This window comes from Nocardia seriolae NBRC 15557 (assembly GCF_007990715.1).
In the GTDB taxonomy this organism is placed as follows: domain Bacteria; phylum Actinomycetota; class Actinomycetes; order Mycobacteriales; family Mycobacteriaceae; genus Nocardia; species Nocardia seriolae.
In genome coordinates this window covers 47298-55853 of the sequence record NZ_BJWY01000034.1, presented here as the reverse complement: position 1 = coordinate 55853, position 8556 = coordinate 47298, and the positions used below count along the sequence as shown (strand labels likewise).

Annotated in this window: 13 protein-coding genes and 1 tRNA gene; 5 read left to right on the top strand and 9 right to left on the bottom strand. The window is 62.4% G+C overall.

The window, feature by feature from the left end; genetic code table 11:
* Positions 1–164: 164 nt before the first annotated feature.
* Positions 165–770, top strand: coding sequence for a hypothetical protein (locus NS2_RS13395; RefSeq protein ID WP_033087769.1), 606 nt, complete (start codon positions 165–167; stop codon positions 768–770).
* On the opposite strand, the gene NS2_RS37425 is transcribed toward NS2_RS13395, so the two are convergent.
* From NS2_RS37425 to NS2_RS38420, 5 genes are all read right to left on the bottom strand, one after another.
* Positions 767–1681: a DNA-methyltransferase gene (locus tag NS2_RS37425; protein ID WP_228102583.1), complete on the bottom strand. Its 915-nt coding sequence runs from the start codon at positions 1679–1681 to the stop codon at positions 767–769. The genes NS2_RS13395 and NS2_RS37425 overlap by 4 nt on opposite strands.
* On the bottom strand, positions 1678–1896 hold the full coding sequence (locus tag NS2_RS13385) for a hypothetical protein (RefSeq protein ID WP_143161506.1): 219 nt from the start codon (positions 1894–1896) through the stop codon (positions 1678–1680). The genes NS2_RS37425 and NS2_RS13385 overlap by 4 nt, the downstream gene beginning before the upstream one ends.
* Before the next feature lie 211 nt (positions 1897–2107).
* Entirely contained in the window at positions 2108–3268 is a 1161-nt protein-coding gene (locus tag NS2_RS13380; RefSeq protein ID WP_071812264.1) for an AAA family ATPase, read from the bottom strand.
* A complete protein-coding gene (locus NS2_RS13375) occupies positions 3265–3594 on the bottom strand; it encodes a hypothetical protein (RefSeq protein WP_033087768.1) in 330 nt (109 codons plus the stop codon). The genes NS2_RS13380 and NS2_RS13375 overlap by 4 nt, the downstream gene beginning before the upstream one ends.
* Positions 3591–3758, bottom strand: a complete 168-nt coding sequence (locus NS2_RS38420; RefSeq protein ID WP_353526765.1) for a helix-turn-helix domain-containing protein — start codon at positions 3756–3758, stop codon at positions 3591–3593. The genes NS2_RS13375 and NS2_RS38420 overlap by 4 nt, the downstream gene beginning before the upstream one ends.
* On the opposite strand from NS2_RS38420, the gene NS2_RS35990 reads away from it, so the two are divergent.
* The 3 genes from NS2_RS35990 (at position 3709) to NS2_RS13360 (ending at position 5678) form a co-directional block, all read left to right on the top strand.
* Positions 3709–3873: a hypothetical protein gene (locus NS2_RS35990; RefSeq protein ID WP_162483913.1), complete on the top strand. Its 165-nt coding sequence runs from the start codon at positions 3709–3711 to the stop codon at positions 3871–3873. The genes NS2_RS38420 and NS2_RS35990 overlap by 50 nt on opposite strands.
* A gap of 85 nt (positions 3874–3958) precedes the next feature.
* A complete protein-coding gene (locus tag NS2_RS13365) occupies positions 3959–4438 on the top strand; it encodes a helix-turn-helix domain-containing protein (protein WP_033087767.1) in 480 nt (159 codons plus the stop codon).
* Between the two features lie 4 nt (positions 4439–4442).
* Complete coding sequence (locus NS2_RS13360; RefSeq protein WP_081985890.1) at positions 4443–5678, top strand: tyrosine-type recombinase/integrase; 1236 nt, start codon at positions 4443–4445, stop codon at positions 5676–5678.
* Between the two features lie 38 nt (positions 5679–5716).
* Here the strand turns inward: NS2_RS13360 and NS2_RS13355 are convergent.
* The 3 genes from NS2_RS13355 to NS2_RS13345 form a co-directional block, all read right to left on the bottom strand.
* Positions 5717–5807, bottom strand: a tRNA-Ser gene (locus NS2_RS13355).
* A gap of 55 nt (positions 5808–5862) precedes the next feature.
* Positions 5863–6300, bottom strand: a complete 438-nt coding sequence (locus tag NS2_RS13350) for a nucleoside deaminase (RefSeq protein ID WP_033087783.1) — start codon at positions 6298–6300, stop codon at positions 5863–5865.
* A 26-nt stretch (positions 6301–6326) separates the two neighbouring features.
* Positions 6327–6866: a tRNA adenosine deaminase-associated protein gene (locus NS2_RS13345; protein WP_033087766.1), complete on the bottom strand. Its 540-nt coding sequence runs from the start codon at positions 6864–6866 to the stop codon at positions 6327–6329.
* Between the two features lie 58 nt (positions 6867–6924).
* On the opposite strand from NS2_RS13345, the gene NS2_RS13340 reads away from it, so the two are divergent.
* A complete protein-coding gene (locus tag NS2_RS13340) occupies positions 6925–7875 on the top strand; it encodes a prephenate dehydrogenase (protein ID WP_033087765.1) in 951 nt (316 codons plus the stop codon).
* Positions 7876–7935: 60 nt separating this feature from the next.
* Here NS2_RS13340 and NS2_RS13335 read toward each other — a convergent pair whose 3' ends face one another.
* Positions 7936–8538, bottom strand: a complete 603-nt coding sequence (locus NS2_RS13335; RefSeq protein ID WP_071812263.1) for a putative glycolipid-binding domain-containing protein — start codon at positions 8536–8538, stop codon at positions 7936–7938.
* Between the last annotated feature and the right edge of the window lie 18 nt (positions 8539–8556).

The following is an 8556-nucleotide window of genomic DNA, read 5'->3' as shown; positions in this document are numbered from 1 at the left end:
GGACACTAGAGTGTTCCGAAGGTGCCCACACCGTCGTGAGATATGAGCTCAGGGCTCCTGCACCATCCCACTACCCCCAACTTTCCGATGGGACTGATTGCAGCAGAACGAGATACGGCGAGTTGCGGCCGGGGAACCGGACGGTCTGAGCTACCATCGACCGGGTGATCGAGCGCCAACGAGTCGACCTGTCCTGCTTCAATCCAGCACTGTCGTTGCCATACAACCTGCGTCAGATAGATTTCGAGAGTGCGATGCAGGATGTCTATGACTTCTTCTACGACGTAAACACACATCTGGCCGACAAGAGGCTTGCGCGACTCGATGACATGCTCAGGCCAGCGATCTGTTCCGGAGTTGTCTCCGACATGCTCACCGAATCCATGGCGAAGCATTCCCGATCTTTGGTAGTCAATACCTATTTCAATGGTCACCCGGACCTTGTCGTTCGCGGTATCTACCCTGGGAACAGGGTAAAGGCTGGAACCGAGGGAGTTGAAATAAAGTCGACCCGGAAAAAGGGTGGAGCTGTCGACACACACGGCGGGCGCCAACAGTGGATGTGCGTATTCGTCTATGGGGTTGATAACGAGACCGAGCCCGCATTCAATCGAGCGCCGATGCGATTTCGTGAGGTCTACCTTGGGCAGGTGGAACCCGAAGACTTCAGGCGGAATGAACGTAGCGAGTTGGGTACGAGAACCTCCACTCTCGATGCTGACGGTATCGCCAAGCTTCGAGAGCGGTGGGTTTACCTCGACCGCGACTAGCTTATCTTGAGGGTGGACAACGCCTGAATTGCCGCCTGCGCAACCCCGATATATTCGGGGTCGAGTTCTACGCCGATACTCTGATAACCGACCGCCTCAGCCGCCGCGAGAGTCGACCCCGATCCTGCGAATGGATCCAGAACTACACCCTTACCGAGGGGCAGGGTAGCTCGTACCACCTGCCTCAGGAAGGCTTGTGGTTTGAGTGACGGGTGTGCAGCTAGGCTACGTTCCGACTTTCGTGTGGGTGCCGACTTTATGACATCACCAAAAGGCAATTCATCGGATATTCTCCGCAAACCCCCAGTTCCCCACTTGCGAAGATTATCTGCAACTGTGCCCTCTACAGGCTTCCGGAAGAGAACCCATGGTTCCCACATTGACCGTGGCATAACCGAAATATCAGAGAATTCGTCGTGAGCATTCTTGGGGCGATCTCCACCTCGCATTGTCTGGACCAGACGAATGATTTCCCCCCTCTTCTCCAGTCCCGCCAATCCAAGCGAATTTGAAACCAAATGAGAAACAAGGGGATTCGAAGCAATCATCACATGAGCGCCGGGTACGAGCACAGGCAATAATGCCTCACCGAGATTTCGGAAGAAATTCTTCAAATGCTCAAGGTCGGCATCGGTAAGGGTGGTGAAGCGAGGCAGAGGAGACCTCTTATGGCCATCAAATGAGGGAGGAATTCGCCAAACCCCGCCTTTCCCGCTGCGAAGCTTCTGCTGATGGCTTTGCGTATATTCCACAAGCCCATACGGTGGGTCTGTAACGACACCGTGAATCGACTCGTGCGGTTGTGAACGCAACCAATCGAGGGCATCTGCCTGGTACAGCTTCGCCGAGCCAAAAGTGACAACTGGTGATTCGGCCGGATCGTTTGCAGTCTCTTCAATCTGGGCCGTCACCCCTTGCTCCCCAGCTTGTAGGCGCCTCGACCAGTACGAATGAAACGTCCTGGCGTGTTGAGCCTGAGGTAGGAGCGAACGGAAGACCTTGCCACCGGATGGCCGATGATTTCACTCACCGCAATAACCAGCTCGTCAATGGTCGCGCCATTGGGTCGGCTCGACAGCGTGGTTATGATCGCATCCCGCACCTGACCGGGGCTAAGTCTCGTCATCGAAGTCTCCATCGTATGGACGTCTGGACGTCTTTCGCCGAGACTATACTACTTGGGTCCGACAACAAGTAGTAGGCCAAACGGCGTTGCGTGCGGTTTGCGCCAACGCGAACGGTGACGCGCGTTCGTGAGCGCACACGGTCACAGCTCTAGTCCCAGATCCTGCAATTGATCAAGCACGTGACCTACATGTCACCCAGGGGAGGAACCCTCAGGTCCGCGCCATCGGCCTACCCTCAGGCACAGTCGCCAATCTCGCGCGCAACCGGGGGAGGGGGTACTCCGCACCGAGGACGAACATCGCCGGGCGGGCCCCTCCCTCCTTGCAGCGCGACTCCGATGCGGCCTGTTCGCCTGCTTCCCCCGCCTGCCAGTACTTGAACTCGTCCCATGCGTTCAGGGCCGCTTTCCGATTGCCGCCCAGCCGTTCACACGCCTCGTTGCCCGTTTTCGGGGGAGGGGTCATGGTCTTCAGTTCCGCCAATCGATCACGGCGAGGCCGACCAGCCTTCTGTGGAGTTACCCCACCTTCGGCGGTGATCTCCCACGCAATCCCATCCTCGGTTTCGTTCATGACGAACGTCCCGACGATGAACTTGTCAGCCGAACCGTCCTCCATCGGAACGCAATTCCGCGACACGGTCCCATGCCGATCCTTGTTCCCGGTCAGCAGCGATTGGCCGCCCTGGCCGGGGATGAACGGCTCTTTGCCTGTCACGCGGATAGATACGCCGCTGATGCGTTGCAGCTTCGCCGAGGACCCTTGCGCACCATGCCTTGCGCTGTCCGGGTTTTTCGATACGTGATCGATGTAGGCCACCACTGCACCCGTCTGTGACATCGGAACCATCACCCGGAAGTTCACACGGTTGAAGTCGTCGGCGTCGTTCGCCGAGCCCCCGCTCATGGTGACCACGGTCCCGATTGAGTCGATCACCACGAGCGACGGACGCCACCGCTTCATGTCCTCCACGATGGCTTCCAGGTCCTCAATATCCGAAGGCGTGCAGTACAGGAACTTGCCCTTGTCGGCGATGGTTTCGCGCAGTGTACCGAATGCTTCGAGTCGCCAACGGATTGCGCCGCGCCCGTTGTCATCAACGTCGATGAATAGGACCCGGCCGCCATCGTTGAGTGTCTCGCTGACCACCGCGAGCATCAGCCACGTCTTACCTTCCCCCGGTGGTCCGAAGATCGCGTTTACCGCATTCGGATACAGAAGCGCTTGCCCATCGATGCGTCGGCAGATAGTTGGCTCCGGGGCTGTGTCCGCCCCCTCGAAATCCATGTTCGCGTACAGGTCCGGGCGTAACAGGACGCCAGTACCAGTACCGGCGGCACCCTGGGGTTGGCTGGTATCGGTACCAGTCACTGGCTCGCCTCCGGAATCGACCACAGGACTCGGTTCGACTCGTATCGAGTGGATTTCACCCTGAGCCAGCCAGCAGCAACAGTCATGTGATCCTCACTAAATCCGCGGACGGTAGCCGCCTTCAGCACGTGCTGACGCGGCAGTGGACCAGCGTTCAGGATGCCGCGAAGGAATTCGACCGAGCCCGGCTTGACCTTCATTCCCTGTCCCGCACGGAGTGTCACGGCACCTTCTCCCGAAAGTGCAGCCAGCGTGGCGCAGATTCGTTCCTCTGCGGGCATGTCGCTGGTGAGTAGTGCGCGGATGGCGTTCTTGTCCATGATCATGCGGCCACACCACCACGAAGCCAGTGGTCCAAATCTTCTGGGAAGATCCGCCAGCGCCCTTTCGGTGCGCGGCGCTGGTAGCCCTTTAGTTCACCGGCCAGGAGGGCGGCATAGATGCTGTTCTGGTGGCACCCAGCGACGCGTGCAGCTTCAGCCGGGCTCATAGGTGTGGTCATCGCGACCTTCTCCTTGCTTGTCGGAATTATTGCCAACCTCAAGGGGCGGGAGATTCAATATCTCACCCCTCTCGACCAACCGTACACCACGGTTCTCGGCTGATACCCACAACTCCATGTCCACGCATCGCAGTATCGTGCTACTCTTGCACTGCGCTAGGGGCAAGAGTTGAAAGGAGTGGACCGTTGTGGATGACAAAAGTGACCAGGATTACTACGGCGACTATCCCGATGAGGTCGATCCGTCACATGGTGAAGATTTCGACGTCGACCTCGAGGTGTTCTACCGACTGCATCAAGGGGAGAGGCTTGACGCCGAGGACCGGGCGCGGTTCGCAGCCAAGATCATGCGGGAACGTCAGGCGCTGAAACTGACTCAAACTCGGCTGGCCGAACTTTCCGGCGTCCCCGTGCGCACAATCAAGGGCATGGAGGCGTCCGCGCCGACCGTGCCGCAGCTCGCGAACCTGCTCAAACTCTGGGATGGCATCTCCACAGTCAAGGGAGCGGCTAATCCGGCTCCCGCAGTCACCGCCGACTGGCCAGCCGACCCTGTGCAGGTCCTCGCCGACGTGGTCGGCCCCATGTACGCGGCGCTCACGCCGCAGCAGCAGGCGGCGGCCCTGCGGCGAATTGTGCTGCTACTCAATGAGATCAAGGAGAACTAGCTAGATGACGACCACCAACAAGGAGAGGGCCACCAACTACCCCGGAATCTACGAGTACGACGTTCGAAAGACCCCGAAGGACAAGGGGATTCGATATCGGGTCGTTTATCGGACACCGGCAGGCAAGCAAACGTCAAAGTCTGGCTTCAAGACCCTCGGTGCGGCCAAGTCGTTCCAGGCAGAGACGGAAACCAAGAAGGCCACAGGCGATTACATCGCACCTTCTGCCGGTCGAATCAAGGTCGGCGCGCTCGCGCCGGACTGGCTGAAGGAGAAGGGGGCCACGACCGCAGAGACGAATTCGGGGCCTTTGGAGTCGTCGTGGCGTAACCACGTGAAGGAGCGCTGGTCGGGCGTCGGGGTCGGAGACGTGGACACCGAGGACGTGAAGACCTGGATTCTGGACATGCGGCTGGCAGCTCAGCAGCGCGCAGAGAAGAACAGCAAACCCGACATTAATGCCGGTGCCACCGTCATCATCCGCGCCTACGGTGTCCTCGCGGGCATCCTGGATCTCGCAGTGAGTCGTGGCCTGCTGCCCAAGAATCCGGCGCGCAGCAAGACGGTCTCCAAGGTGATGCCGAAGAAGCTCCGCAAGAAGCACATCTACCTGACAGCCGAGGATGTTGGCCGACTATCGAAGGAAGCTGACGTTCACGGTCACGGTCTGCTTGTACTCGTACTCGCTTACTGCGGTATCCGGTGGGGTGAGGCAATCGCGTTGCGGGTCTTCGATATCGACTTCATGCGCAAGCGGCTCTCGATCACCAAGGCTGTGACCGAAGAGACCGGGTTCAAGGTTGGCCCGACAAAGGGGCGCGAGAACCGCGAGGTACCAGTGGCGAGGTTTGTCCTCGATCTGCTGCGGTTCCACGTCGAGGATTTGAAACCTGACGCCCTGGTGTTCCCGAACAAGGAGGACGCCACCAAGTACCTCGGACGGTCCAAGAGCGATGATGGCTGGTTCGTCGGCGCGGTAAAGCGGGCCAAGGTTCAGCGGATCACACCGCACGATCTCCGGCATACCTGTGCGTCACTGGCGATCTCGGCGGGTGCGAACGTGTTGGTGCTGTCGAAGATGCTCGGGCACAAGGACCCATCCGTAACGCTGAACGACTATGCAGACCTGTTCAATGCGGACCTGGACAACGTTGCGGACATCATGGATACGCGGTACTCATCCGCCGCCCGTTGCGGAAATGTTGCGGAACCGACGGATCGCGATCCGATCGCGGCATAAAAAAGGCCCCTGAACTGGGCTTAGCAGGTCAGGGGCACTGGCGGTGGCGGAGGGATTTGAACCCTCGGAGGGGGGTTACCCCTCACACGCTTTCGAGGCGTGCTCCTTAGGCCGCTCGGACACGCCACCGCAGGTGACTTTACCTGAGGGGACCCGGGATTCTGAAATCGCCTGGAGAGGGGGGTCAGGGGCGGTGGGTGCGGAAGAAAATGTCGAGGAGAGCGGCGCATTCGGGTTCGAGGACGCCGGCTCGGACTTGGGGGCGGTGATTGAGACGTCGGTCACGGACTACGTCCCAGAGGGAGCCGACGGCGCCGGTTTTGGGTTCCCAGGCGCCGAAGATGAGGCGGTCTACCCGGGAGAGGACGAGGGCGCCGGCGCACATGGTGCACGGTTCGAGGGTGACAGCGAGGGTGCAGCCCTCGAGGCGCCAGCCGTCGCCGACCACTCGGGCGGCGGCGCGCAGGGCGAGGACTTCGGCATGGGCGGTCGGATCGCCCAGGGCCTCACGGGCATTGGCGGCGCGCGCCAGCTCGCGGCCCTGGGCGTCGAAGACGACCGCGCCGACGGGGACGTCGCGCGGATCCGCGGCGGCTGCCGCGGCGATGGCGGCCCGCATCATCGCCTCATCGGAGGCGAGCGAGCCGATCAACGCGGGAGCTTGTCCAGGACCGCGGAGAATTCGTTGGCGAAGCCGAGGCGCTGGGCGATCATGCCGAGCTGTTCGTCCGGGTAGAGGTCGGTCTCGGCGAGGATCACCGACAGCACCGGTTCGGGCAGGCCGAGGTCGGACAGCACGCCGAGGTCGCCCTCCTCCCAGGGCTCGATGTCGTCGAGCTCGTCGGGGTCGATGTCGGGGATCTCGATATTGAGTTCCTCCAGTACATCGGCCGCGATGTCGTAGTCGATGGCGGCGGTGGCGTCCGACAGCAGGATTCGGCTGCCGGTCGGGCCCGGGCGCAGGATGATGAAGAATTCGTCGTCGACGTCGAGCAGGCCGAAGACCGCGCCGGAACTTCGCAGCGTGCGCAACTCGTGCTCGGCCGCGGACAGACTGGACAGTGCGGCCTCGCTCAGGGGCGTCACTTTCCAGTTGGCTTCCTCGCGGACAACCGCCACTGCGAACCCTTCCACGTCGTCGAACTCATCCGACGCCGCCCTGTTCGTGCTCGAGCGCTGTGCTGCCATGGCCGCAACGGTAGTCCGCTTCGGGGGAAATGTTGAAGTCGTATGCCAATCTGATCGCATGACGGGCACTCCGAAACCAGCTGTCTGCGTCCTGGGTACCGGTTTGATCGGCGGATCGGTGCTGCGCGCCGCCGCCGCGGCCGGCTACGAGGCGTTCGGCTACAACCGCTCCGAGGTCGGCGCGAAGGCCGCCCGGATGGATGGATACGACGTGATCAGCGATGTCGAGGCGGTGCTCACCCGGGCCGCCGGGCGCGACGCGCTGATCGTGGTCGGCGTGCCCATGCCCGCCATCGACGCGGTGCTCTCGGATGTGAAGACCTTCGCCCCCGATTGCGTCCTCACCGACGTGGTGAGCGTGAAGGCCCCGGTCGCGGCGGCCGTGCAGCGGCACGAACTGGGCGCGCGCTACGTCGGCGGGCACCCGATGGCCGGGACCAGCGAATCCGGTTGGGCGGCATCGGCTCCCGACCTGTTCAAGAACGCGGCCTGGGCGGTCAGCGTGGATCCCGGTGTACACGCCGACCCGTTCCGGCGTGTCGCGCAGCTCGCGCTGGACTGCGGCGCGGTGGTGGTCCCGGTGCTGGCGGTCGAGCACGACCGCGCGGTGGCCCGCATCTCCCACCTACCCCACGTCCTGGCCGAGGCCCTCGCCATCGAGGGCGCGAACGGCGGTCCCCTGGCCCTGGGTCTGGCCGCGGGTTCCTTCCGCGACGGCACCCGGGTCGCCGCCACCGCCCCCGACCTGGTCCGCGCCATCTGCGAACCGAACGCCACCGCACTGCTCGACGTCCTCGACGACACCCTCGAGGTCCTCACCCAGGCCCGTGACAGCCTCCGCGCCAACGGCACCATCACCGAACTCACCGAGGCGGGCCACGACGCCCGCACCGACTACGACGACAACGAACGCTGGTTCATCACCGATGTCCGCCCCGGCGACCACAACTGGCTGACCAAGCTCATCGACGCCGGTCGCTCCGGCGGCGTCCTCAACTCCCTCGACTGATTCATCGAGTGGCAGGTTCTGGAGGGGGCAAATCCCCTCCAGCATCTGCCACTCGGCGGATCAGATGCGTTCGGCCAGGCCGGGGTAGTCGAGGAGGAAGCCGTCGGGGTCGACGGTGACGGTCGCGCTCGATACGGGGGACAGGACGTGGATGCCGTCGGGGCCGCTGCTGTAGGTGAGGCTGGCTTCCTGGACGAGCAGGTCGGGGAGGCGGACGTAGACGACCGGGACCTGGACGTCCTCGCTGGCATGGGCCAGGCCGTATCTACGGATCGGGAGGGTGTTGAAGAAGGGGCTCAGCACCACGTCGACGTCCAAAGCTCCGCCGAAAGTGGATCTCACGTGGGTGTTTCCGGCGTCGATGAGCCAGTAGTTCTCCTCGTCGCGGGCGATCGAGGCGTGGCGTTCGCCCGTGGCGAGCGTGCTGCGCAGGGACAGCCGCTTGGTGACCCCGGACTCGTCGGTGACCAGGTCGTAGGAGGCGCTGAAGGCGGGGTGATCCTCGCACTCACCGGCGATGATGCGGCCCGCGGCGCGAATCCGGTTGCCGCTCAGCACCACCCGCACCGACTCCATCCGGGACGCGTTGTGTGCCCGCCAGGTGAGAATCGCCGGCCACCGTGGTGCGCCCGGCTTGGCTTCCTCACTCCCGTTATCCGTCACGCCTATAACCGTAGTTGC